Below are 21,437 nucleotides of genomic sequence, written 5' to 3'. Positions count from 1 at the left end.
GGCCGCGGGTCAGCTGTGGACGGGCGCGTCCTGTACGGCCGTCCCGGCCTCGGCCGCCGCGATCTCCTCCTCCGTCATCGGCAGGCCGTGCGGGTTGGCGGAGGCGCCCTCGAACTTCTTGACGAACAGGCACGACAGGGCGCCGATGCCCATCACGACGACGCCGACCAGCAGCGTGGGCCGCATCGCGTCGATGAAGCCGTGGCTGAACACCGAGGTGCCGGCGGCCTGGACCTGATGGGCGACGTCCGCCGGGACGCTGCCGGGCAGCTTCATGCCGGAGGTGTTGCCCGCCACCTCCAGGTGCTTGCCGGCGTTGTCGAAGCCGCGCAGGAAGCCCTCGCGGTACGGGGCGGGCACGCTGCCGGCCTGCTTGGCCGCCTGGTCCTTCAGCGAGGACGCCAGCTGCCCCTGCAGGACGGCGCCGATGACAGCGCCGGCCAGCACCGAACCGACCTGCCGCAGCGCGTTGTTGACGCCGGAGGCGGCGCCGGTCAGCCTGGGCGGCACGTTGCGCATCACCTCACTGGCCATCGGCGAGAAGGTGCAGCCGGCGCCCGCGCCCATGATGAACAGCGGCGCGACCAGGCCGGTCCAGCTCTTGCCGACGTCCGCGACCGCCATGATCCAGGCCAGGCCGCCGCCGAAGAGCGTCAGACCGGTCATCAGGATCCACCGGCCGCCGACCTTCTCGGCCAGGACCGTCGCCGGGCCCGCCATCACGAAGGTGCCGATCGACAGCGGCAGCAGCGCCACACCGGCCTTGACCGCGCTGTAGCCGAGCACCGACTGCAGGTAGACGGTGATCGGCAGGAACAGGCCGACGATGCCGAACGAGATCGCGATGCCCACGAAGTTCATCAGCGTGAAGTTGCGGTCCCTGAACAGCGAGAACGGCACGAGCGGCTCGTTGTCCTGCTGGCCGCGCTGGTAGACCAGGAAGATCACGCCGACCACGACGGCGGCGCCGATGACGGCCCAGATACCGCCGTTCCAGTCGTACTTCTGACCCTCGATCAGCGCGAAGGACAGCAGGAACAGCGCGATCGAGGACAGCACCACCCCGGGGACGTCGAAGCGGTGCCTGACCTGCCGGGTGGGCTTGGGGAACCACATCACGCCGCCGATCACGGCGAGCACGCCGAGCGGCACGTTGACGAAGAAGATCCACCGCCAGTCGAGGTCGGACACCAGCACACCGCCGACCGTCGGGCCCGCGGCGCCGGAGACGCCGGCCACGATGCCCCAGATACCGAGCGCGACGCCGCGCTTCTCCGCGGGGAACACGTCGACGATCATCGACAGGGTCTGCGGCAGCAGCATCGCGGCCCCCACGCCCTGCACGGCGCGGAAGGCGATCAGCACCGACGCGCTGCCGGACAGGCCGCACGCCAGGCTGGACAGGGTGAACAGCGCCACACCGTAGACGAAGAGGTTCTTCTTGCCGATCAGGTCGCCGAGACGACCGGAGGTGATCATCAGCACGGCCAGCGCCAGGGTGTACGCGTTGGTGATCCACAGGATCTGGTCCAGCGACGCGTTCAGGTGGTCGACCATGTCGGGAATGGCGATGTTGACGATCGTCAGGTCGAGAAGTGTCATGAAGAACCCGATGGACAGCACCGTCAGGATCGCCCACGGGTTACCCCGCAACTTGTTCACAATTCCTCCTTGTGAGCCCGGTGCGCTTCCGTGCGACGCTCAGCTCCATGCCCCCAAGAGGTGCCGGGCGGCGTGGGGTGTGACATCGGGATCGGACGGTGAGTTCTGCGTCACAGACCCGCGAGTACGTGTCACAGTCCGGGGTCCGTTCCGGCTCCGCGAAAAGCGGCCGGGCCGCCGGGCCCGGGTGATGCCCGGGCCCGGCGCGCCGGCACCGGGTGATCCGCCGGCTTCGCCGACACGTCCGGCACCGCCGGAACAGTCGCGTCCCGGTCGGTCAGAACATGCCGCCACCGGCGTGCACGGTCTGGCCGGTGATCCAGCGGGCCTGGTCGGAGGCGAGGAAGGCGACGATGTCGGCGATGTCCTCGGGTTCGCCCATCCGGCCCAGCGGGGTCTGGAACATCAGCTGCTGCTTGAGCTCGGCGGGCACGTTGTCGCCTTCCTCGGTGCCCGCGGTGACACCGGGCAGCACACTGTTGACGGTGACGTGGCGCGCGCCGATCTCCTTTGCCATGGTCCTGGTCAGGGAGTCGATGGCGGCCTTGCTCGCGGTGTAGAGGCCGGCGGTCGGCCGGTTGCTGGTGACGATGCCGGAGGAGATGTTGATGATCCGGCCGCCCTCCCGCAGCCGCCGGGCGGCCTCCCGCATGGCGACGAAGGTGGCCCGGGTGTTGGTGGCGAAGTGCAGGTCGAAGTCCTCGTCGGTGGCCATGGCCAGCGGCGCGAACCTGCCGACGCCGACGTTGTTGACCAGGATGTCGAGTCCGCCGAAGCTCTCCTGGGCCACGTCGAAGAGGCCGGGCACGGCCTGCGGGTCGGTGACGTCGGCGGCGGCCGCCACGGCCCGGCCGCCGTTCGCCTCGATCTTGGCCACCACCTTGGCGGCGGCGTCGGCGTCGGTGCGGTACGTGACGACCACCGAGACGCCGTCCGCGCCGAGCCGTTCGGCGATGGCCCGGCCGATTCCGCGCGAGCTGCCGGTGACGAGAGCGACCTTGTCCTGGGACATGGGTGTACCACCTTCGGTTGACGGGATGCGATGCGGACCGCTGGTGCGGTGGTGACGGCGAAGGCGGCCGCGACCGCGTTCGGGTCACGGCCGCCTCGGACCTCGCCTTCGCGCGGGGAGGCGCGTGCGGGGCAGCAAAAAAGCCCCCTGATCGCGGTCGGTACCGCGGGGGGCTGATTTCGAACAGGCGAGGTCGCCGCAAAGAGCGTGACAGATACAAGCGGAGGCCGTCAACCCGCTTGGGGGAGGCGGGTGATCCTCCGCGGGCCCGCGCCCGCGAGCCGGCCAGGCCGTCAGGAACGGTCAGCGCCTCACGCCGGGGGCCCCGGGCGCCCGGCGGCGTGATGAGCGTCACCCCGGTGGCACGATGCGATCGCGTCCGCGTGACGGCCGCGAGGTCGCTCGTCCCGCCGGTACGGGAGCGGGCGCGCGCACCAGGGCGTTCGGGCCGCCGCGACGGGGGCGGACGCGGGCGGGGTGTCCGTCCGGGCGCCCGGTAGGCGCTCGTCCGTCAGGGCGCCCGGTAGCCGGTGGCGAGACCGGGGGCGGGCGCGGGCGCGAACCAGGTGGGGTCCTCCCGCAGCGCCAGCTCGATCCTGCCGCGGGCGATGGGGCCGAGCGGCGGCAGCTCGTCGAGGGCGAACCAGCGCACGTCCAGGGACTCGTCGTCGTTCACCCGCGCGGCGCCGCCCACCGCGCGGCAGCGCAGCACGATGTCCAGGTACTGGGCGCGATCGCCGTTGGGGTACACCACCGGCTCGTTGGTGAAGACGCTCAGCACCCGCTCCACCACCGCGGACACGCCGGTCTCCTCCTCGATCTCGCGGACCGCGGCCTCGGCCGGCTGCTCACCGGGATCGGGGATGCCACTGATCAGTGCCCACTTCCCGGTGTCGGCACGCTGGTTGAGCAGGACCCGGCCGCGGTTGTCGAAGACCACCATCACGACACCGGGCAGGAACAGCAGGGTGTCCCCCGCCTTCGCGCGGATGTCCTGGATGAACTCGGGGATCGCCATGCCGAGAGCCTACGAGAACGGCGGTGAACGCCACACCGGTATCAGGTTTCACAGCTTGGTCGAACTTCCCGCACGACCTGTCCACACCTGGTCCTTCACCCGTTACGGTGACCCGGAGACAGCGCCCACGAGGGGAACGCGGGCGTGACGGCATCCCGTCGCGCCCGGGTGCGGCAGGGGGTCCCGGGGGATGGACATGACGGCGGGCGGACCGCCGGACACGGTACGCGCGGCCCGTGCGAGCGGTCCCCGCCCCGAGCGGGCGCCCGCGAACACGGGCGGCGGCGCGCTGGACGCGGCCGGCGTGGTGGTGCTCACGTGCTGCGCGGTCTGGACGCTGGTCACCGCGGCCGGGCGGCAGGCCAGGCCCGAGGGCACGCTGCTCGCCCTGCTCGCCGTCACCGCGGGGTACGCGGCCGGCCGGATCCTCGGCGCCCTGCTGCCGGTTCTCGCGCCCGCGGCGGCCGCGGCGGCCGTACTCGCCCTCGTCCTCGCCCCGCCGTCCCGGCTGACCGGCCGGCCCGACGCTCCCCCGCTCGGTTACCACAACGCGGACGCCGCCCTCCTGGTGCTGGCCGCGGGCGCGGCGTGCTGCGCGGCGTGGGCGGCCCGGGGCGCGTTACGGCGGGCGGGACTGCGGGTGGCCGCCCTCGGCGCCGCCGTCGCCGCGCTGACACTGGGCTCGGCGGCGGGCTTCGCCGCAGGGATCGCGGTCGTGCTGTGCTCCTCGGCCGCCGCCAGGATGCGCGGCCGGCTGCTGGGTCTGGCGGGGCTGGCGCTGGCCGCCGTGGTCGTGGTCGGCGGGAGCTGCGCGGTGGCCGAGGACGCGCTGCCGTCGGGCCTGTCGGCGTCGCTGACCGGCCAGCTGACCCGGCCGCGGGTCGAGCTGTGGCATCAGGCCGTCACGCTGGCGGAGCACCACCCGTTGCGCGGTGTGGGACCCGACCGGTTCGCCGACGTGAGCGCCGAGGTGCCGCCACCCGACGGCGCGGCCGCGTCCTCCCCGCAGTCCGCCCCCTTGCAGCTCGCCGCCGAACAGGGTCTGCCCGGCGCGGCCTTGCTCGGCACCGCTTTCGGCTGGGTGCTGTGCGCCCTGTGGCGCTCCCCCCGGCCCACACCGGTCGTCCTCACCGCGGCGGCCGCGCTGACCGGCCTCGCCCTGCTGGCGAGCGTCGACCACGTGCTGAGCTACGCGGTGGTGACGTCGGGAGCCGGTTACCTCGCGGGAGTGGCGACGGCCCGCCCGCTGGCCGAGGAGGACACCGGTCGACCCGCGCCCGAGACGGTGCCGCCGGGGACGGTGTAAGGACCGCGTCCTTGGGTGTGCGGTCATTACGGCGGCAGCCAGGCGGTCAGGCGCTCAGCGGTCAGGGCTCAAGTGCTCAGGAGTCGCCCGAGGCGCGGGTGCGCACCCGCAGCCGGTCCCGGATCGCCTGGACCGCGCCCTCGGCGTCGTCCACGGTGACGGTGAAGCTGTGGCCGCCGCCCAGGTGGATGACGAACCCCGGGCCGCGCCGGACCACCACGGCGGTGCCCTTCTCGGGACGCCAGCGGTATCCCCAGCCGCCCCAGGCGCGCGGGCTGATCAAAGGGACGGTCTGGCAGTCGCTCACCTGGTCCAGCGGAATACGGCGGCGCGGCACACCGATGTGCCCGCACCGCACGTGCACGGCATCCCGGTCGACGCGCACGTGCACATGGGTGAACGCGACGGTGCCGAACAGCACCAGCAGCCCCACCGCCAGGCACCCCACCACCGACATCACCAGCGGCGCGAGCCCCGAGGTCTCCGGACCGTCCACCGCCAGCAGGATGCCCAGCGCCAGGCAGGCCGCGCCCCCGCAGGCGAGCAGCCACTGGATGCGGTTGCGGGCCCGGCCCGTCCACTCCTGGGGCGCCCGGGCCTCTTGCCGGGGAGCGTGCGTCATGGCACGAAGGGTACTCATCGGACGGACCGATGGCACCGGTCCCGGGTCACGCTGTGACGGACGTCGCCGCCAAAGCCGCACCTTCGGAGTACTCCAGGGCCTCGGGCGGCAGCGCGCTCAGGCGCCCGCCGAGGATCACCTCGAGGGTGCCCGTGCGGCCGTCCGGGACGGGGCCGAGCGCGTCGATCCTGCGCAGCGCCTGGGCGGCCACCGCGTCCGCCGACCCGTACAGCACCGCGCCCGGCACCGCGGCGCCGATCCGGTCCGCGACCAGCTCGTAGTGCGTGCACCCCAGGACGACGGCGCCCACACCACGGGGGGTCAGCACCGCGGCGGCCTTGACCGCGGCGGCCACGGCCTCGGTGTCGGCGCTCTGCACCGCGTCGGCGAGGCCCGGGCAGGGCACCTCGGTGACCTCCGCGCCGTTGCCGAACTCGGCGATCAGCCTGCGCTGGTAGTCGCTGCCGGTCGTCGCGGGGGTGGCCCAGATCGCGACGGCCCGGTGCGCGGCGGCGGCAGGTTTGACGGCCGGCACGGTGCCGATGACCGGCAGCAGCGGCTCGAAGGCCGCCCGCAGCGCCGGCAGGGCGTGCACGGAGGCCGTGTTGCAGGCCACGACGAGGGCGTCCAGCCCGTGGGCCGCCGCGTGCCGCGCGCAGGCGAGCGCCTTGTCGGCCACGTCCTCGGCGCTCCTCGGCCCCCAGGGCATGCTCTGCGGGTCGGCCGCCAGCACGAGGTCCGCGTCCGGGCGCAGCCTTCGTACGGCCGCCGCCGCGGGCAGCAGCCCGATCCCCGAATCCACCAGACCGATCTTCACGCGCCTACCATACGGGGCGCGGCCGCGGGCCCCGCGCAGGGGCGGCGCGCCGCCCGGCGGCCTCGGACCGGCGCGAACTCGCCGTGGCCGGCGGGCCGGACGGCGTCCGGTGGCAGACTGCCCCGCGTGGACGTGATGATCGCAATCGCCTGCGCCTGCCTTGCCGCTTGGGTGTGGCTGGTCGCCGGGCAGGGGATGTTCTGGCGGACCGACGTACGGCTGCCGCGGAAGAGCGCGCCCGAACACTGGCCGGACGTCGCCGTGGTGGTGCCCGCCCGGGACGAGGCCGAGGTGCTCGGGGTGAGCCTGCCCTCCCTGCTCGCCCAGTCCTATCCGGGCAGGGCGGAGGTCTTCCTGGTGGACGACGGCAGCACGGACGGCACCGGAGACCTCGCCAAGGCCCTCGCCGAGCGGCACGGTGGCCTCCCGTTGACCGTGACGTCCCCCGGGGAGCCCCCCGCCGGCTGGACCGGCAAGCTGTGGGCCGTACGCCACGGCATCACCCTGGCGCGCGAGTCGACCGGCGCCGAGTTCCTGCTGCTGACCGACGCGGACATCGCGCACCGCCCGCAGAGCCTGCGCGACCTGACCGCCGCCGCTTGCGGCGGCGGCCTGGACATGGTGTCCCAGATGGCCCGCCTGCGGGTCGAGACGGGCTGGGAGCGCCTGATCGTGCCCGCGTTCGTGTACTTCTTCGCCCAGCTCTACCCGTTCCGCTGGATCAACCGCCCCCGCTCGCGCACCGCCGCGGCGGCCGGCGGCTGCGTCCTGATCCGCTCCTGCGCGGTCACGGCCGCCGGGGTGCCGGACACCATCCGGCAGTCCGTCATCGACGACGTGGCGCTGGCCAAGGCGGTCAAGCGCTCGGGCGGCACCATCTGGCTCGGACTGGCCGACCAGGTGGACAGCGTCCGCCCCTACCCCGGCCTCGGCGAGCTGTGGCGGATGGTCGCCCGCAGCGCCTACGCCCAACTCCGCCACAACCCGGCGCTGCTGCTCGGCACCGTACTGGGCCTGGCGCTGGTCTACCTGGTTCCCCCCGCGGCCGCGATCGGCGGCGCGGCGGCCGGGGCGTGGCCCCTGTGCGCCCTCGGCCTGGGCGCCTGGGCGCTGATGGCGGGCTCCTACCTGCCGATGCTGCGGTACTACGGCCAACCCTGGTGGCTGGCCCCGCTGTTGCCGTACACGGCGGCCCTCTACCTGGGCATGACCGTGGACTCCGCGGTGCAGCACTACCGCGGCCGCGGCGCCGCGTGGAAGGGCCGCACCTACGCGCGGCCGGACACCGGCGCCTGACTACCGGAACGGTCGCCGGGCGCCGGGCGGCGTCGTGAGGGGCTCGCTTCAGCTGTCACATGCGCGCCTTTTACCTGATCACAGCCCCGGGCATTGACCGATTCCGGGGGATTCGCCCACTTGTGGGACCGAGGTCACGGACGGCACCCAAAACAACCTTCTAATCGGTCTCCCCAACGACCACATCGTGGGATTACCTTATGGCCCATGACCACCCCCCGCGGTTCTTACGGTGGCGGCTCCGGCGGCTACTACCCGTCCTCCTCGTCCTTCCCGGACACCCCGATCTACGACAGCCTGGTGGCTGAACGCGGCACCCCGCAGATCGCGCCCATCCGCGTCCCCGCCGCCTACTCCTCGTACGACTCCGGGGGTTACAACTCCTACGGCGGCGGCAACCTGCCCGCGCTGCCCGCCCTTCCGGCGCTGCCGTCCGGTCCGTCCGCGCAGCCGCCGCAGTACGCACACCCCCAGCCGTCCTCGAACGGCTATCCGGCGCCGGGCGGCTACCAGCAGCAGCCGGCCCCGTACATCCCCCAGCAGGCGGCGCCCCGCGCGGGCGGCCACAACGGCTACGGGGGCGGCTACCCGCCCCAGGCGCCGCAGCCCTCGCCGTCGGGGTACGAGGCCGCGCGCCCGGTGCCGCCGCGTCCCGTGCCGCCCCGGCAGGTGCCCGGCGGCCACGCCGAGGAGCCGTACCAGCGGCGCAATCTGGGCCTGGGGGTCCCGCCCGCGCAGCCGGGGGGCTACTACCAGGGCTGACCCGCGCGGCGAGCCTGCGAGGATGGCCTCATGACCACGACCTCGCCCCGAGTGAGCGCGCTGCACATCTATCCGGTCAAGTCGCTGCGCGGAATCAGCACGCGCCAGGCGGTCCTGGAGCCGTGGGGGCTCGCGGGAGACCGCCGCTGGGCGCTGGTCGACGCGCGGACGCAGAAGGTCGTCACGCAGCGGGAGGAGCCGCGCCTGGCACTGGCCGCGGCGCTGCCCCTGGAGGGCGGCGGGCTGCGGCTGGCCGCGCCGGGCATGCCGCCGCTGGAGGTTCCGCCGCCGCGGGGCGGGCCGCTGGAGACCGTGCGGATCTTCACGGACAAGGTCGACGCCGTGGCGGCGGACGACGCGGCCGGCGACTGGTTCGGCGCGTACCTGGGCGTCCCGGTACGGCTCGTGCATCTTGACGACCCGGCGGTGCGGCGGCCGGTCGACCCGGACTTCGCGCTCCCCGGCGACACGGTGAGCCTGGCCGACGGCTTCCCGCTGCTGCTCACCACGTCCGCCTCGCTGGCCTCCCTCAACTCGCTGATAGCGGAGGGCGACCGGGCCGCCGAGGGACCGCTGCCGATGAGCCGTTTCCGGCCCAACGTGGTCGTCGAGGGCACCGAGGCGTGGGCCGAGGACGACTGGCAGCGGGTGCGGATCGGCGAGGTCACCTTCCGTGTGCCCAAGCCGTGCGCGCGGTGCGTGGTCACCACCACCGACCAGGAGACCGCCGAGCGCGGCAAGGAGCCGCTGCGCACCCTCGCCAAGCACCGCAACTTCGGCACGAAGCTGCTTTTCGGCCAGAACATGATTCCCGAAGGATCCGGAACCCTTCGGGTGGGCGATCCGTTGACCAGGGTGGAGTAGCGCGGCGATGCGTCGCGCCCGCGCCCCCGCGGGACGAGGCGGGCCCACGCATGAGTCGCGCCGTCTGCGGTAGTCGAACGGGTGTGAAGGGGGTGGCCGCCGGTGAGTCGACGGAAGGGTCGCGGTCGTCGCAAGAGGCTCAGGAAGGCGGCGTGGCGCTGGCGCCGCAATCCGCTGCGCCGGACCACCGACGTGGTCGAGGCATGGCTCGGGCTGGTCACCGCGGCCTTGCTGTGCCTGGTGCCGCTGCTCGGGTGGTGGGCGGGCCACTCGGCGGACCGCGCCCTGCAGCGTGTGGTGCGCACCCAGCGCGCCGAGCGGACCCTGGTGCCCGCGCGGGTCGCCCCCGCGGGCGGCACGGGCGGCGGGTCGTCCGCCGCCGACCCGGACCCGCGGCACATCCAGCGGCTGAGCTGGACCGCCCCCGACCACTCGACGCACGTGGCCGGCGTGCCGGTCGACCTGGAGGTGTGGAAGTCCGGCCGCATCCTGCTGTGGACGGACCACAAGGGCGCCCTGGTGCCACCGCCGCTGGACTCGGCGACCGCGGCCACCCACTCGGTGCTCGCCGGCACCGCTGCGGCCACCTCGGCGGCGGGTCTGCTGCTGATAGCCCGCAAGCTGGTGATGTGGCGTCTGATGCGCCGCCGGCTGGACTCCTGGGAGCGGGAGTGGGCCCGGGTGGGCCAGGACTGGGGCCGCGCGGGCGCCGGCGGCTGACGGCACGTCCGGGCACGGGGGCCGCCGGCCGGTCCCGACCGCCCATGCGTGTCACGAACACGTCCGCTCTCGCGCTACGGTTGGTCCCCTGGTCGGCCGACGCAAGAGGTGGGGGCAGAGCAGCCCGATGGCACATGGCGTGGTGCAGGTCACCAACCCGAGCAGTTCGCGGTGGCGCCGCCGCACTGGTGAGTACGACACGCTCGCCGCCGCCCTGGAGGCGGCCACCGACGGCGACGTCCTGACGGTGGGCGAGGGAACCTACCGGGAGAACCTGGTGGTGGACCGGGCGGTCACCCTGCGGTGCGCGGGCGGTCCCGGCACCGTGCGGATCTCCCCGCCCGCGGGCGTCGCGGTCACGATCCGGTCGGCCGCCGTCGTGCACGACCTGCAGGTCGAGGGCCAGGACGCCTCGGCGGCCGCGCTGCTGGTGGAGGGCGGCGCCCCGGAACTGACGGGCGTGCGGATCAGCACCCGTTCCGCGGTGGGCCTGGAGATACGCGCCGGGGCCCGCCCGACGGTGCGGCTGTGCTCGGTGGACAACCCGGCCGGCGTGGGCATCAGCGTCCTGGACGGCGGCGGCGGGCTGTTCGAGGAGTGCGAGGTGGTCGCGGCCGGCCAGAGCGGGATCGCCGTACGCGGGGGCGCCACCCCGCGCCTTGAGCGCTGCCGGGTGCACCACACCTCGGGCTCGGGCCTGTCGGTGACCGGCGAGAACACCTCGCTGGAGGCGGTCGGCTGCGAGGTGTTCGAGATCCGCGGCACCGGAGTCCAGCTCTCCGCGCGCGCCACCGCCCAGCTCACCGACTGCCGGGTGCACCGGACCACCGGCGACGGCATAAGCCTGGACACCGACGCCGTCCTCGCACTGGCCGACTGCGACATCCACGACGTGCCGGAGAACGCGGTCGACCTGCGGGCCCGCTCGGTGCTGACGCTCACCCGCTGCACGGTGCGCCGGTTCGGCCGCAACGGCCTGTCGGTGTGGGACCCGGGCACCCGCGTCGACGCCAACCAGAGCGAGATCCACGACAGCACGGGCGACTACCCGGCGGTGTGGGTCAGCGACGGCGCGGTGGCGATACTCGACGCGTGCCGCGTGCACGACGTGCCCGACGCGCTCTTCGTCCTCGACCGCGGGTCGCGCGCCGACGTGGTGGACAGCGACTTCGACCGGATCCGCAACACCGCCGTGTCGGTCAGCGACGGTGCCAACGTACAGCTCGACGACTGCCGCATCCGCGAGGCCGCCACCGGCGCCTGGTTCCGCGACCACGGGAGCGGCGGCACCCTGGCCGAGGTCACCATCGACGGCACGTCGACCGGGGTGATCGTCACCAAGGGCGCCGACCCCACGCTGGAGCGCTGCACGGTCACCGACCCTTCCGAAGCGGGGGTGTACGTCTCGGCCGAGGGCCGCGGCACCTTCACCTCCTGCCGGGTGACCGGCAGCCGCGGCTTCGGCTTCCACATCATCGACGGCTGCCGCTCCACCCTGACCCGGTGCCGTACCGAGCGGTGCGCGCGCGGCGGCTACGAGTTCGCGGAGCCGGGTCCCGTGACCGAGGACTGCACCAGCGACCGCGCCGCGACCGACGATGCGCCGACGCCCGTCCCGGAGCCGGTGCGCCAGACCGCCGGCCAGTCGTACGGGCTGCTGGGCGGGGCACCGCAGGGGCCGCCGGCGGCGACGGGAGCCGGGCAGGACGTACGGGTGGCGGCCCGCGACAGCGAGGACGTGCTGGCCGACCTGGACGCCCTGGTGGGCCTGGACAGCGTCAAGCGCGAGGTGCGCACCCTCATCGACCTGATCTCGGTGGGCCGCCGCCGCGAACAGGCCGGCCTGAAGGCCCCTTCGCCCCGCAGGCACCTGGTCTTCACCGGCTCCCCCGGCACGGGCAAGACCACGGTCGCGCGGCTGTACGGGGAGATCCTCGCGTCGCTGGGCGTCCTGGAGCTCGGGCACCTGGTGGAGGTGGCCCGTGTGGACCTGGTCGGCGAGCACATCGGGTCGACCGCGATCCGCACCCAGGAGGCGTTCGAACGGGCCCGTGGTGGGGTGCTGTTCATCGACGAGGCCTACGCGCTCGCACCCGAGGACGCCGGGCGGGACTTCGGGCGCGAGGCCATCGACACGCTGGTGAAGCTGATGGAGGACCACCGGGAGGCGGTGGTGGTGATCGTCGCCGGGTACACCGCCGAGATGGAGCGGTTCCTGTCCGCCAACCCCGGTGTCGCCTCGCGCTTCTCACGCACCATCACTTTCGGCGACTACAACTCCGACGAGCTGCTGCGGATCGTGGAGTCGCAGGCCCGCGAGCACCAGTACCAGCTCGGCGAGGACACCGCGGAAGCGCTGCTGAAGTACTTCACCGCGCTGCCCAAGGGGCCCGCCTTCGGCAACGGACGCGCGGCGCGGCAGACGTTCGAGGCGATGGTCGAACGGCACGCGGTGCGTCTGGCGCACGTCGCCGAGCCGACGCACGAGGAGCTGCAGCTCCTGTATCCGGAGGACCTGCCGAACCTGCCCTGAACGGGCGGCGGGCCCGCTCGCTCGGGCGGCGGGCGGCCGCGCGCCCGGACCGGCCGCGAGCGCAGGTCGCCGGCGGTCGTGAGCGCTGCCCGGCGGCCACCCGCCGTACACGTGGCACCCGGTGTCATGGTATGGATGACCGCAGCAGTTCGGGGCCCGCCGCCCGGCCGGGCGGCGCACGGCGGCCCCGGCCTGTCGGCGGGGGGACGCCATGGGGGACCATGGATGACGACCGACAACGACACGGACGGGACGGGGTCACGGGTGAGCGACAACCACAACCTCCTCGCGGAGCAGCGGCGAGCCCTGATCCTCGACGAGGTGCGGCGGCGCGGCGGCGTGCGGGTCAACGAGCTGACCCGGCGGCTGAACGTCTCCGACATGACCGTGCGCCGCGACCTGGACGCGCTGGCCCGGCAGGGCGTGGTGGAGAAGGTGCACGGCGGCGCGGTCCCGGTGATCGAGGCGAGCAGTCACGAACCGGGCTTCGAGGCCAAGTCCGGCCTGGAGCTGGGCGCCAAGGAGGCCATCGGCCGGGCGGCCGCCGCCTTGGTGCCGCCCGGCAGCGCCATCGCCCTGGCCGGCGGCACCACGGCCTTCGCGCTCGCCCACCACCTGCTGGACGTGCCCGACCTGACGGTGGTGACCAACTCGGTGCGGGTCGCCGACGTCTTCCAGTCCGGTCAGCGCCGGGGCCAGAACCACGGCGACAACGCGGCGACCGTGGTGATCACCGGCGGCGTGCGCACCCCGTCGGAGACGCTGGTCGGCCCGGTCGCGGACCGGGCCATCCAGTCACTGCACTTCGACCTGCTCTTCCTGGGCGTGCACGGCATCTCGGTGGAGGCCGGCCTGTCCACCCCGAACCTGGCCGAGGCCGAGACCAACCGGCAGTTCGTACGCTCCGCCCGTCGCGTCGTGGTGATCGCCGACCACACCAAGTGGGGGACCGTGGGCCTGAGTTCCTTCGCGTCCCTGGAGGACGTCGACACCCTGGTGACGGACGCGGGCATTCCCGAGGTGCTCCGCGAGGAGATCGCGGAGCACCTCTCGGACCTGATCGTCGCGGGCGAGCCCCCCGCGGAGGGCACCGGGCAGGGCGCGTAGCCCGTACGCGGCGGCCACGGCGCGATTCAGGTGCGGCTGAGCCGCCCGCAGCCGTGCCGGCCGTCGTCGATGGGCTTGCTGCGGTCGTACGGGTCGAGGGCGGGACCGGAAGGGGTCGGCGCCCCGCTGGGGACGGCGGTGGCCGGGCCCGAGGCGAACTCCGGGTGCAGCCTCCCGTCGTCGATCCCGCAGGCGCTGTTGCCGATGTCCGCGTCCCAGTGGCTGACGGTGAGCGTGCCGGGTGGAGTGCGCCGGTAGCGGGCCGGGTCGACGACCTGGAAGGTGACGACCCTGCGCACGATGGTGCGGGCGATCTCCGGTGACGGACCGTCGTCCCGGGTCCTGCGGACCGGGTAGACGAAGGTGTAGTCGGCATCGATGGCGACGCCGCCGTAGCTGCCCTTGTGTACGGTCATCCGGCCGCGCACCTTCACCGTGTCCCCGGCGAGCCGCACTTCGGGCCCGAACCGCGAGAAGAGAGTGTCGGAGGTGGCGTCCTTCGCCGGGTGCGCGAGCTGCCGCTCGATCCTCGCCAGCGTGCCTCCGTCGGGGTCGATGAGCGCGAGGGCGGCGTCCGGTCTCCCGCCGGCCAGCACGGCGGGATCGAGGTTCGCCGCGACGAGGAACTGCTTGGCCTCCTTCAAGGCGGCGGCGACCCGCGCTTTGCCGGTGGTGCCGTAGGCGGCGGCCTCGGGCAGCACGATGGCCGCGGGCCCCGACTGCCAGTCCGCGGCGGGCGAGCCGGCGAACGGCCGCTTCAGCGTGGGCACGTCGGGGTCCACCGGCTGCGGCGCGGCGGTCGGCGCGACGGTCTCCGGCGGCAGCGTGGTGGGGGCGGGGGCCGCCGAGCCGCCGTGCCTCCAGCCCTTGCCGGTCACCAGCGACCAGGCGCGGCCCGGCGCAAGGGCGACGAGCACCAGGAGGACGACCAGCAGGATGCCCAGCGCCGCGCGGAGCCTGCCGCGGCGGCGCAGCCGCCGCTCGGCGGCGTCGGTGCTGCCGGAGCGCCAGGCCGTGGGGCCCGTGGAGCCGCGCCTTCCCGACCAGCGCCGCTTGGCCTCGGCGGCGGCCCGCTCGTCCTCCTCACGCAGTCTGCGGGCGACCATGCGGGCACGGGCGGAGGGTTCCTTGGGGGCGCTGGCCCGTATCGCGCGCTCGGTGTCGCGCGCGAACTGCTCCCACACGTCGTCCGGAAGGGACGGCTCCTCCTCGGGAGCGGGCGTTGCATCTGCGGTCACGGGTCGGCTTCTCGTCTCGTCCGGGTCTTCCGGGCACGGCCGGGGAGGCGAGTGATGCGCTCGGTGCCCCCCACGGGCGGATCCACGGTTGCGGCCCACTATTACCTTCCGGACCGGCGCGCCCACAAGTTCGTTCGAGTTCCGCTCCCCCGCCGAGCGCCACCGCCCCGGCGCCCGCGCCACCACCCGGCACCTATGCCTCTGGCTCGGCGCCTATGCGTCGGACAGGCACACAGGCGCCCGTTCCACGGGCTCAGCGGTACTCGGCGTACCGGCGCCGCAGTCCGACGGCGACCAGGGCCGCGGCCGCCCCCAGTGCGCCGGCGGGTACGGCCGGCCAGCCGTCGAGCGCGCCGCGGGCGTCGTCCACCTGGCGGGTGAAGTCGTCCAGCCGGCTCGCGGCCAGGCCGTCGAGGGTCGTGGCGAAATCCCAGAAGTCGAAGGCGACGGCGCCGCGGGCCACATCGGTGAGGGTCCGCGCGGCGCCTTCGGTGTCACCGGCGGCCTGCTGGGCGCGCAGCTTCCTGTCGTCTGCGCGGAAGTGGCCGAAACGAGTGAGGACGTCCTCGTAGGCGGGGCGCTCGGCCGCCCCGGCGTACCCGTCGGGCGAGAGCAGGACGCCGAGTTCCTTGGTCATCGCGTCGAAGCGGGCCTCGTCCTGGGCGGCGAAGCTCCCGTGCACGAACCAGCGGCTCTCGGTGGCGGCCGCCTGGGCGGCGACGGCCCTGGCCTCGGCGAGCCGGTTCCAGGGGCGCAGGCCCTCGCGGCTCGCGCTGCTCACCGTCCCGGCCGCGGAGACGAGGGCGAGGCCGCCCGCCAAGGCGACGGCCAGGACGGCGGCGGTGGCGGCGACCAGTGCCGGGTTGAGCAGCCGCCGGTAGTCGCGGGCCAGTTCCCGCTGCCACCGCAACAGGTGCAGCAGGGTCAGCGTGCCGAGCACGCCGACGGCCAGGGCCCAGCGCCGCGCGGCGTCGTGGGCCTCGTCCCGCAACTGCCCGGCCTGGGCCTGGTAGCCCGCCGACAGGGCGTCCACGTCTTTGAGCAGGGTGTCCGTCATCACGTCGCCGGCCTGCACGTTCATGGACACGGCGACGGCAGGCGGCTTGCCCGGCGGCCGGACGGGGTCCTGGTCGTCGACGTAGGAGGCCTGGCCGCTGATGTCGTCGTAGCGGCCCAGAGCGTCGAAGATCGCCCGGAGGTCGGTGGCGTGCGCGGTGTCGGCGCTCAGCCGCCGCAGCAGGTCGCTGATCTGGGCACGGCGCTGCCGCGCGGTGATCAGGGCGTTGATCTCGTCGCCGACGATCTCGCTGTGGGTGGCGTCGACGACGACGGTCCCGGGAGCGAGGGTGTCGGCGCGCTGGGCGTCCAGGTCGGACAGGGCGAAGCGCAACTGGTCGGCCACGGCGGCGCGTTCGGCGACCGAGGTCCGCAGCCGGCCGATGTCGTGGCGGACCGACACCGACCCGATGACGGCCGTCGCGCACAGCGCCGCGAGCAGGACCACGGCCATCACCGCGCGGACGGTGAGCTGGGCCGGTCCCCGTCGCCGGCGCGGCCGCCGCCACCGCGGGCGTGGCTCCGGCCGCCGGCCCGCCGGGGCGGCCTGAGGAGCGGACCGTTCACCCTGTGTCACCGGCCGCGTGACCTGAGGCGTCGTCATGCCGTGACGCTAGGCGGCGTGCGCGACGTGCCGGTGGCCTCCAGGTGACCCGGCGGTTGCCTGGCTGTACCGGAACCGCCGCGAAGCGGGATCAGCCGCCTGCGGAGTGACGGGGCGTCATCCCCGCGTCGTTCCCGCGTCGATCCCGTCGGGCGGCGGGTTCCTCGGGGTGGGGCGGTTCCGGCCGCCACAGCGGGTGCTCCTCGCGGACCCACCGCCGCGGCACGTACCCGGTGCGCAGGCCCCGGCGGGCATCGGGGTCCTTCACGGCCAGCCAGACGTGGCCGGTGATCACCACGGCGATCAGCAGCGCCAGCCAGTCGTGCACGAAGGTCGCTCCGGTACGCCACACCAGCGGGGAGAGCCGGGGGAACCACATCAGCAGCCCGGTCCCCGTCATGACCAGGACGGCGCCGACGGTGAAGGCGGCGTAGAGCTTCTGCCCGGCGTTGAACTTGCCTGCCAGGGCGGGCTCGCGCCGGCGGGTGCGGGCCACCGTGCGCAGCCAGCGCCAGTCGTGCGGGAAGAACCTGCCCAGCCGGCCGGCGTCCGCGCGGAAGGCCCGCGAGACCAGGCCCATGACGACGGGGACCGGGAGCAGGATGCCCGACCACTCGTGAACGGTGACCACCAGTCGCCGGCGGCCGACGATCTCGGCGAGCTGCGGGACGTACAGGCAGGCGGCGGTGGCCACGCACACGCCCATCAGCCAGGTGAGCGAACGGTGCACCCACGTCTCGGCGCGGGTGAAGCGGCGCACCCCGGCGGCGGCCCGCGACTGCTCGGCCCGGGCGAGCGCCTCATGAAGTCGGGTCATCGCTCCGGCCGTTCGACTTTCCGACCCAGGCGTCCACGTCATAGCCGTAACGCTCCCAGTACCCCGTCTCGACGTCGTCGGTGACCGTGATGCGGCCCAGCCATTTCGCGGACTTGTAGAAGTACATGGGCGCCGCGTAGAGCCGCACGGGGCCGCCGTGGGCGGCGGTCACCGGTTTGTCGTTCATGGTGAGCGCGACCAGCATGTCGGGGCGGCGGGCCTGGGCGAGTGTGAGGCTCTCGGTGTAGACGCCGTCGAAGCAGGTGAAGTGCAGCGCCTTGCCCTGGGGCTTGACGCCCGCAGCGTCCAGCAGGTCCGACAGGCGCACCCCGGAGAACGCCGTCCCGGGCACCCGCCAGCCGGTGACGCACTGCACGTCGCGCACCAGCCGGGTCTGCGGCAGCGCGCGCAGGTCGGACAGACGGTACGTGGCCGGCCGCTCGACCAGCCCGTCGACGGTCAGCCGGTAGTCGGTCTCACCGCGGTGCGGGATGGAGTTGGACACCGAGTAGAACCGGAACCCGCCGCCTCCCGGCAGCAGTCCGGTCACCCCCGTGGGGTCCTTCGCGCTGATCGAGGCGAGTACGGTGTCCAGCCTGTCCTGCACCGCGCCGCCGACCGCGACCCCCGCGACGCCGAGTCCGAGCATGCCGAGCACCACGCGGCGCCCCACGGGCGTGCCCCGGCCTTCTTCCGCGAGCCCCCCGGCCGGCTCCCCGCTCAGGGGGTACGGCGTGCTGTCGTCCATGTACCGATTCGAGCACGCGCGGGGCCCGGTGACCAGGGGCGGCGGGGGAACGTCAGCGTTTCGTCACATCCTCGGCGGGTGCGCGCCGCGGGCGGCCTCACGCGCGTCGACCTCGGCGAGCAGCGCCGCGAGTTCCCGGTTGAAGGCTTCGGGCCGCTCCAGGTTGGGCATGTGCCCGGCGCCTTCGATGACCGCGAGCCGGGAGTCGGGCAGGCGCTCGTGCATGAACTCGGCGTCGGAGACCGGGGTGAAGACGTCCTCGCGGCCCACCACGACGAGCACGGGCACGTCGATCGCTCCGAGCAGCTCCGTGTAATCCGGCCGTTCGGCCCGCCCGCGCAGCGCGGCCGCGGCGCCCAGCGGGGGCGTGCGCACCATCATCTGCCGCACGTGCGCGGCGACCTCGGGCATGCCGCGTACGTTCGCCGGGCTCACCATCGAGTCCAGCACCTCGTGCGCGTACCCCGCCATGCCCTCCCGCTCCAGCCGGTCCGCCCTGGCGTACCGCTCCTCGCGGCCCCGCGGGGTGTCCGGCCGGGCGAAGGTGTCCGCGAGGACCAGCCCCGCGACCCGGTCCGCGAACAGCCGGCGGAACTCCAGGGCGATCTGGCCGCCCATGCTCAGCCCGCACACGACCACCCGGTCGAGCCCGAGCGCGTCCAGCACCGCGGCCACGTCCCGCGCGAACGTCCCGAATCCGGTGGTGCCCGGCACCACCGTGGTCCGCCCGTACCCCCTGAGGTCCGGCGCGACCTTGCGCCGCGGGCCTGTGCCCGCGCCCGCGGCCATCTGCGGGGCCCACATCGTCCGATCGAACGGGTGGCCGTGCACGAACACCACGGCGGTCCGGTCCCCCGCCCCCGCCTCCTCGTACTCCACCCTGATCCCCGCGACCGCGAGACCGCCCACCGCGTCCCTCCTTCTGCGCCAGCCCGTGAACTCGATGCTATGGATGGCCTTTTCCCGGAGCAATCCCTATATTGATCTCGGTGCAATCGAGGAGCGGCCGCGATGTCGGCCTCCCGTGGGCGCGGAGAACCGGGCGGAGAACCGGGCGGAGGGCGTGGGCGTGGGCGTGGCGCGGGATTACCGGCGGGTCGCCGACATCGTGGCCGGGCAGATCGCGCGGGGCCGGTGGCGGGCCGGGGACCGGCTGCCCACGCAGCGGGCGTTCGCGAAGCGGTACGGGATCGCGCAGTCCACGGCGAGCAGGGTGTACGCGGAACTGACCCGCCGGGGGCTGGTGGTGGGTGAGGTGGGACGGGGGACGTTCGTGCGGGCGGCGCCGCCCCAGGAGGGTCCCGCGCTGGCGGAGCCGGCCCCCGCCCGGGTGGATCTGGAGCTGAACTACCCCATCGTCGCGGGCCAGACCGAACTGCTGGCGGCGGGCCTGGCCCGGCTGGCCCGGCCGGACGTCCTGGCCTCGGCTCTGCGCCCGGCCGCGGCGACCGGGACCGCCCACGCCCGCCGGGCGGTGGCCGCGTTCCTGGCCCACGCCGGCTGGACCCCCGACCCGGACACCGTCCTGTTCGCGGGAAACGGCCGTCAGGCCATCGCCGCCGCCCTCGCGGCCCTCGTCCCGCCGGGCGGCCGCCTGGGCGTCGAGGCGTTCACGTACCCCGTGGTCAAGGCGATCACCGCCCGCCTGGGCATCGTCCCGGTCCCGATCGCCTGCGACGGCGACGGCCTGGACCCCGGCGCGCTGCGCGCCGCCCACCAGGACGCGCCGCTGGCCGCCGTCTACGTGCAGCCGACGCTGCACAATCCGCTGGGGACGACCATGCCGGAGCCCCGCAGGGCGGAACTGGCCGCCGTACTGCGGGCGACGGGGCTCACGGCCGTGGAGGACTCGATCTGGTCGTTCCTGCGCGACGACGCCCCGCCGCCGCTGGCCGCGTACGCCCCGGAGCGGGTGGTCCTCGCCGACAGCCTGTCCAAGCGGCTGGCACCCGGCCTCACCCTGGGCTTCGCGCTCACCCCGCCCGACTACGCCGAGCGGCTGTCGTCGGCCCTGCGGTCAGGGGCGTGGACGACCACGGGCTACGCCCTGGAAGCCGCCGCGGGATGGCTCACCGACGGTTCGGCCGCGACCATAGCGGCGGCCAAGCGCGAGGACGCGGCACGGCGGCAGCACATCGCCGCGCAGACCATGGCGGGCTTCACCCTCCGCGCCGACCCGCGTGCCTATTTCTGCTGGTGGGACCTGCCGGAGCCATGGCGGCCCGACACCTTTGTCGCGGCCGCGGGCCGCCGCGGCATCGCGGTCACGCCGGCCGCCTCCTTCGTGGTCGGTCCCCACCGCGCTCCGAACGCCATCCGTTTCGGCCTCGCCTCTCCCCCGCTGCCGGTCCTGCGCCAGGCGTTGACCGCTTTGGCGTCGCTGGCCCGCGGCGCACCCGACGACGTACCGGAGGGGTGACGCGGTCGGCGCGGTCCGCCGCCAGCGGTTGCGGCCGGGTGGAGTACGGGTCACCCTGAAGACGCATCACGGAGTACTGCAGCAGTCACTCTACGCAATTCCGCTCATGTGTTCCCATCGGAGCGGCGTACGGCCAGGGCCGCGGACAGCGCGGCCCGGCCCCGCCGCGGAGGGAGTCGCAGCCGTGATCATGCAAGCCGACCAAGCCGATCCGGCGGTCCGGGAGTGCGCGCTCGAACTGGAGGCGCATCCCTACCGGATCCAGCAGATCCGCCGCATCGTGTCCGCCCAACTGCGCTACTGGCGCCTCGACCCGCTCATCGACGCGGCGTCCTCCGGCATCAGCGAGCTGCTCGCCAACGTCCACCGCCACGCCCGGCCCGACAAGAAGTGCGCGGTGAGGCTGACCCTGGGAGGCGGCCGTCTGACGGTGGCCGTCACCGACCACGACCGCCGCCTTCCGCATCTGCAGCCCGTCGAGCCCACCGCCACCAGCGGGCGCGGTCTGACCATGGTCGAGGCGGTGAGCGACGCGTGGGGCACGGACCTGCTCCCCGACGACGGCGGCAAGGTCGTCTGGTTCGTCCTGCGCACGCCGGCCCCGGTGCCCGCACCGACCTTGGTGCCGCTGCGGACGGCCGTGCCGTTCGAACGGACCGAACCGTTCGAGGAGATCGGCCGGGCCCTGCCCGGACGGCTCCCCGTCGCCGCCTCTGTCGCGTGACCCCCGCCGCGGCCCAAAGGCGAAGCCCCCGCCCCTGGTGCCGGACGAGCGCCCACGGCAGCACAGGACCGGCCGCCGTCTCCCCACAAGGGAGGCGGCGGCCGGTCCGCCG

General features: G+C 74.2%; 19 protein-coding genes. 9 read left to right on the top strand and 10 right to left on the bottom strand.

All coding sequences use genetic code 11. From position 1 onward, the window contains the following. Positions 1 to 9 precede the first annotated feature (9 nt). The 3 genes from K7G61_RS12110 to K7G61_RS12100 form a co-directional block, all read right to left on the bottom strand. On the bottom strand, positions 10 to 1,662 hold the full coding sequence (locus K7G61_RS12110; RefSeq protein WP_225846752.1) for an MFS transporter: 1,653 nt from the start codon (positions 1,660 to 1,662) through the stop codon (positions 10 to 12). Positions 1,663 to 1,939: 277 nt separating this feature from the next. Continuing rightward, the gene (locus K7G61_RS12105; RefSeq protein ID WP_225846751.1) at positions 1,940 to 2,674 is read right to left on the bottom strand and encodes an SDR family oxidoreductase; all 735 of its coding nucleotides are present in this window, start codon (positions 2,672 to 2,674) and stop codon (positions 1,940 to 1,942) included. A 511-nt stretch (positions 2,675 to 3,185) separates the two neighbouring features. Further along, positions 3,186 to 3,692, bottom strand: a complete 507-nt coding sequence (locus K7G61_RS12100) for an NUDIX domain-containing protein (protein ID WP_225846750.1) — start codon at positions 3,690 to 3,692, stop codon at positions 3,186 to 3,188. Between the two features lie 190 nt (positions 3,693 to 3,882). Between K7G61_RS12100 and K7G61_RS12095 the strand changes: the two genes are divergently transcribed. Next, positions 3,883 to 4,998, top strand: coding sequence for an O-antigen ligase (locus tag K7G61_RS12095; RefSeq protein ID WP_225846749.1), 1,116 nt, complete (start codon positions 3,883 to 3,885; stop codon positions 4,996 to 4,998). A 76-nt stretch (positions 4,999 to 5,074) separates the two neighbouring features. On the opposite strand, the gene K7G61_RS12090 is transcribed toward K7G61_RS12095, so the two are convergent. Both K7G61_RS12090 and K7G61_RS12085 read right to left on the bottom strand, forming a co-directional pair. Further along, positions 5,075 to 5,620, bottom strand: coding sequence for a hypothetical protein (locus K7G61_RS12090; protein ID WP_225846748.1), 546 nt, complete (start codon positions 5,618 to 5,620; stop codon positions 5,075 to 5,077). Positions 5,621 to 5,666: 46 nt separating this feature from the next. After that, positions 5,667 to 6,437: a glutamate racemase gene (locus K7G61_RS12085; RefSeq protein ID WP_225846747.1), complete on the bottom strand. Its 771-nt coding sequence runs from the start codon at positions 6,435 to 6,437 to the stop codon at positions 5,667 to 5,669. 135 nt (positions 6,438 to 6,572) lie between these two features. Here K7G61_RS12085 and K7G61_RS12080 point away from each other — a divergent pair, with 135 nt between their 5' ends. The 6 genes from K7G61_RS12080 (at position 6,573) to K7G61_RS12055 (ending at position 13,719) form a co-directional block, all read left to right on the top strand. Then, positions 6,573 to 7,733, top strand: a complete 1,161-nt coding sequence (locus tag K7G61_RS12080) for a glycosyltransferase (RefSeq protein WP_225846811.1) — start codon at positions 6,573 to 6,575, stop codon at positions 7,731 to 7,733. Between the two features lie 207 nt (positions 7,734 to 7,940). After that, positions 7,941 to 8,495 carry a DUF6643 family protein gene (locus tag K7G61_RS12075; RefSeq protein ID WP_225846746.1) on the top strand — a complete coding sequence of 185 codons (555 nt, stop codon included), beginning with the start codon at positions 7,941 to 7,943 and terminating at the stop codon, positions 8,493 to 8,495. Between the two features lie 30 nt (positions 8,496 to 8,525). Continuing rightward, a complete protein-coding gene (locus K7G61_RS12070; protein WP_225846745.1) occupies positions 8,526 to 9,359 on the top strand; it encodes an MOSC domain-containing protein in 834 nt (277 codons plus the stop codon). Between the two features lie 102 nt (positions 9,360 to 9,461). Beyond that, positions 9,462 to 10,079: a hypothetical protein gene (locus K7G61_RS12065; RefSeq protein WP_225846744.1), complete on the top strand. Its 618-nt coding sequence runs from the start codon at positions 9,462 to 9,464 to the stop codon at positions 10,077 to 10,079. A gap of 127 nt (positions 10,080 to 10,206) precedes the next feature. Next, on the top strand, positions 10,207 to 12,612 hold the full coding sequence (locus K7G61_RS12060) for a right-handed parallel beta-helix repeat-containing protein (RefSeq protein ID WP_225846743.1): 2,406 nt from the start codon (positions 10,207 to 10,209) through the stop codon (positions 12,610 to 12,612). A 264-nt stretch (positions 12,613 to 12,876) separates the two neighbouring features. Further along, positions 12,877 to 13,719, top strand: coding sequence for a DeoR/GlpR family DNA-binding transcription regulator (locus K7G61_RS12055; protein ID WP_225846810.1), 843 nt, complete (start codon positions 12,877 to 12,879; stop codon positions 13,717 to 13,719). Positions 13,720 to 13,745: 26 nt separating this feature from the next. On the opposite strand, the gene K7G61_RS12050 is transcribed toward K7G61_RS12055, so the two are convergent. The 5 genes from K7G61_RS12050 to K7G61_RS12030 all read right to left on the bottom strand — a co-directional run bounded on the left by K7G61_RS12050 (position 13,746) and on the right by K7G61_RS12030 (position 19,091). Next, positions 13,746 to 14,957: a hypothetical protein gene (locus tag K7G61_RS12050; protein ID WP_225846742.1), complete on the bottom strand. Its 1,212-nt coding sequence runs from the start codon at positions 14,955 to 14,957 to the stop codon at positions 13,746 to 13,748. Between the two features lie 253 nt (positions 14,958 to 15,210). Next, a complete protein-coding gene (locus K7G61_RS12045) occupies positions 15,211 to 16,470 on the bottom strand; it encodes a hypothetical protein (protein ID WP_225846741.1) in 1,260 nt (419 codons plus the stop codon). Positions 16,471 to 16,708: 238 nt separating this feature from the next. Further along, positions 16,709 to 17,434: a cytochrome b/b6 domain-containing protein gene (locus K7G61_RS12040; RefSeq protein ID WP_225846740.1), complete on the bottom strand. Its 726-nt coding sequence runs from the start codon at positions 17,432 to 17,434 to the stop codon at positions 16,709 to 16,711. Then, positions 17,418 to 18,182 (bottom strand): molybdopterin-dependent oxidoreductase, encoded by a 765-nt coding sequence (locus tag K7G61_RS12035; protein WP_225846739.1) that lies wholly within the window; start codon positions 18,180 to 18,182, stop codon positions 17,418 to 17,420. Before K7G61_RS12035 ends, K7G61_RS12040 begins: the two co-directional genes overlap by 17 nt. 63 nt (positions 18,183 to 18,245) lie before the next feature. Further along, positions 18,246 to 19,091 (bottom strand): alpha/beta fold hydrolase, encoded by an 846-nt coding sequence (locus K7G61_RS12030; protein WP_225846738.1) that lies wholly within the window; start codon positions 19,089 to 19,091, stop codon positions 18,246 to 18,248. 115 nt (positions 19,092 to 19,206) lie between these two features. Between K7G61_RS12030 and K7G61_RS12025 the strand changes: the two genes are divergently transcribed. Both K7G61_RS12025 and K7G61_RS12020 read left to right on the top strand, forming a co-directional pair. Continuing rightward, positions 19,207 to 20,601: a PLP-dependent aminotransferase family protein gene (locus tag K7G61_RS12025; RefSeq protein WP_225846737.1), complete on the top strand. Its 1,395-nt coding sequence runs from the start codon at positions 19,207 to 19,209 to the stop codon at positions 20,599 to 20,601. Between the two features lie 190 nt (positions 20,602 to 20,791). Then, positions 20,792 to 21,325: an ATP-binding protein gene (locus K7G61_RS12020; RefSeq protein ID WP_225846809.1), complete on the top strand. Its 534-nt coding sequence runs from the start codon at positions 20,792 to 20,794 to the stop codon at positions 21,323 to 21,325. Positions 21,326 to 21,437 lie beyond the last annotated feature (112 nt).

Origin of the sequence: Streptomyces sp. HPF1205, assembly GCF_020400825.1 — a bacterium.
Lineage (GTDB): Bacteria > Actinomycetota > Actinomycetes > Streptomycetales > Streptomycetaceae > Actinacidiphila.
The sequence above is the reverse complement of the archived record's forward strand: the minus strand, read 5'-3'. Positions and strand labels throughout refer to the sequence as shown.

Coding starts and splice junctions, on each gene's coding strand:
- K7G61_RS12105 (WP_225846751.1), bottom strand. CDS start 2,674: ATGTCCCAGGACAAGGTCGCTCTCGTCACCGGCAGCTCGCGCGGAATC.
- K7G61_RS12100 (WP_225846750.1), bottom strand. CDS start 3,692: ATGGCGATCCCCGAGTTCATCCAGGACATCCGCGCGAAGGCGGGGGAC.
- K7G61_RS12095 (WP_225846749.1), top strand. CDS start 3,883: ATGGACATGACGGCGGGCGGACCGCCGGACACGGTACGCGCGGCCCGT.
- K7G61_RS12090 (WP_225846748.1), bottom strand. CDS start 5,620: ATGACGCACGCTCCCCGGCAAGAGGCCCGGGCGCCCCAGGAGTGGACG.
- K7G61_RS12080 (WP_225846811.1), top strand. CDS start 6,573: ATGATCGCAATCGCCTGCGCCTGCCTTGCCGCTTGGGTGTGGCTGGTC.
- K7G61_RS12075 (WP_225846746.1), top strand. CDS start 7,941: ATGACCACCCCCCGCGGTTCTTACGGTGGCGGCTCCGGCGGCTACTAC.
- K7G61_RS12070 (WP_225846745.1), top strand. CDS start 8,526: ATGACCACGACCTCGCCCCGAGTGAGCGCGCTGCACATCTATCCGGTC.
- K7G61_RS12060 (WP_225846743.1), top strand. CDS start 10,207: ATGGCACATGGCGTGGTGCAGGTCACCAACCCGAGCAGTTCGCGGTGG.
- K7G61_RS12040 (WP_225846740.1), bottom strand. CDS start 17,434: ATGACCCGACTTCATGAGGCGCTCGCCCGGGCCGAGCAGTCGCGGGCC.
- K7G61_RS12035 (WP_225846739.1), bottom strand. CDS start 18,182: ATGGACGACAGCACGCCGTACCCCCTGAGCGGGGAGCCGGCCGGGGGG.
- K7G61_RS12020 (WP_225846809.1), top strand. CDS start 20,792: ATGCAAGCCGACCAAGCCGATCCGGCGGTCCGGGAGTGCGCGCTCGAA.